This window comes from Ruegeria sp. CK2 (assembly GCF_056536585.1).
Genome location: NZ_JBQFPW010000053.1, coordinates 1 through 2046, shown reverse-complemented (window position 1 = coordinate 2046; position 2046 = coordinate 1). Strand labels below are relative to the sequence as shown.

The 2046-nt window shown below is 53.4% G+C and carries 1 protein-coding gene; it reads left to right on the top strand.

The window, feature by feature from the left end; genetic code table 11:
- Positions 1–766: 766 nt before the first annotated feature.
- The coding region (locus ACR0BU_RS24625; protein ID WP_480739562.1) for a S8 family peptidase at positions 767–2046 on the top strand (1280 nt) is incomplete at its 3' end.

Below are 2046 nucleotides of genomic sequence, written 5' to 3'. Positions count from 1 at the left end.
CAGTTGGGGTCGGCTTCGGCGGCAACTATGCCCTGACGGACCGCGTGGATCTCTTTGGCGAAGCCTCTTATGCCACCGGGCTCAGTAACGCAGGTGATACCAGCGCTCTGAGTGCAAATGCAGGCCTCAAAATGGTGTTCTAGAACACCTGCCCCTCGTCAGACACCAGGCAACATATCAAGCTGGTCTCTATTGCAGATGCCAGCATCAGGTCGTTTCCTGCGATATTCTGAGCGACTGTTTGGTTGGGCCGTTTTGACAAAAGGAAATCCTGACAGGTGTATGTCTCTCTATAGCTGAAACCTATCTAAAGATAGGATTTGCGAACTTCCCCAATACAGCCAGCTGGTTCTAGTGTTGGGTATGGAACGAGTTGATTACCCCCCGAATGTTTGGCTGAACATCGCCAATATCCGTAATAAACTCACACTACTACTTGTGGTTCGAGCGAGCCTTGGGCGGTTTGGGTCGGCATTGGCGGCACCAATACATTTGCGGAACGTGTGGATTTCTTCGGCAAAGTCTCTAAGGCCACGGGGCTCAGCAATGCCGATGATGCCACCGCCCTGAGTGCAAACGCAGGCCTCAAAATGGTGTTTTAGAAAGGCGACGGTAAACCCGCTACTTTAGCCTCGCCGCTCAGATGAGCTCGTACTCTGCTCAGCGAAATAGACGAGGCAAGTAGTGTGGTGGCCCCGTCAAAGCCAAAGGCCTGCCCTGGCAATCGAGCGGTCAGGTTTTCCGCGGATAAGGCATAGGAGCTATCATGTTTTCTTTTAGGAAGTTGATCCTTACCACGACGGCCATTGTCACCTTGGCTACCGCCGTCTCCGCAAACATCTACTCAGGCCAACTGACCTCCTACTCAGATGAGCAGGCTCTGAAACTCCTCATCAGTGAACATGCTCTGGATCCATCGACCTTCGAGGATGCGCACGAGTACATCACCCTGAACCGTCCCACGATTATGAAGGAATACCTCCGTCAAACCTCAAATCGTGCGCCAACCGAAAGAAAAGGTTCCTCTTCGGAGCGGGGCGCTAAGGAGACTTCAGGACCTGGTTTGATGATCGGTCTGGGGGTTGCCGGAATTGGGGCCGCAATTGCCGTCGCTGGCGGTGGTGGTGGCCAAAAGCCTGGTCCGGCTCCCCGGGCTGTTCCAGATCCCGGTCCATCACCTTCTCCAGGCCCCACTCCCAGTCCTGACAGACCTGCTGACTTCCGAACGCCGGAATTCAACCGGAACTATGGTCTTTCTCTTATTGAAGCCGATGAGAGATACGCAAAAGGCGGACAAGGACAAGGCGTAAAAATCTCGATCCTGGACACTGGTATCGATGTGAACAATCGAGACTTCCTCGGGAAAATCGACTTTCAAAACAGCTATTCTTATTTCGGAAACCCCAGCATCATTTCAGACACCGGCGGCCACGGCACCCACGTTGCCGGCATCGCTGCAGGCCGGAAAGACGGTCGGGGCACACACGGCGTTGCCTTTCGATCTGAGCTTGTCATCTTCAAAGGAATTCGAGGCAACGATAACGAATCCTCAACGATTCAAGACGTATGGGCTGATGCTCTGAACCGCTCAATCGACGCGGGTGCGCACGTCATGAACAACAGCTGGGTTTATGTTGATGGTAACAATGTCACCATACCCATCACTGATTTTACAAGCCGCTCCCAGCTCCAAGCATATCTTGGACCCGCAACTATCAACGCTCTGAATAGAGCCAAATCCGCTGACCTGATATCAGTAGTTGCCGCAGGAAACCACAGCCAGACGGATGTCGCAGTCAACGCAGGTATTCCACACTTAATGCCCAAGTATAATGGCTATTTCATCGCAGCCGTCGCAGTCGATCGGAACAAAAGAATAGCGGGTTTCTCCAACCGCTGTGGCGTTGCGAAAGACTTTTGCCTCGCAGCGCCCGGCGTGGGTATTATTAGCACCAGAAATGGTGGCGGCGTTGTTGCGTTTGACGGAACGTCGCAGGCTGCCCCACACGTCACTGGAGGATATGCCCTGTTAAAGAGCCAGTGGCC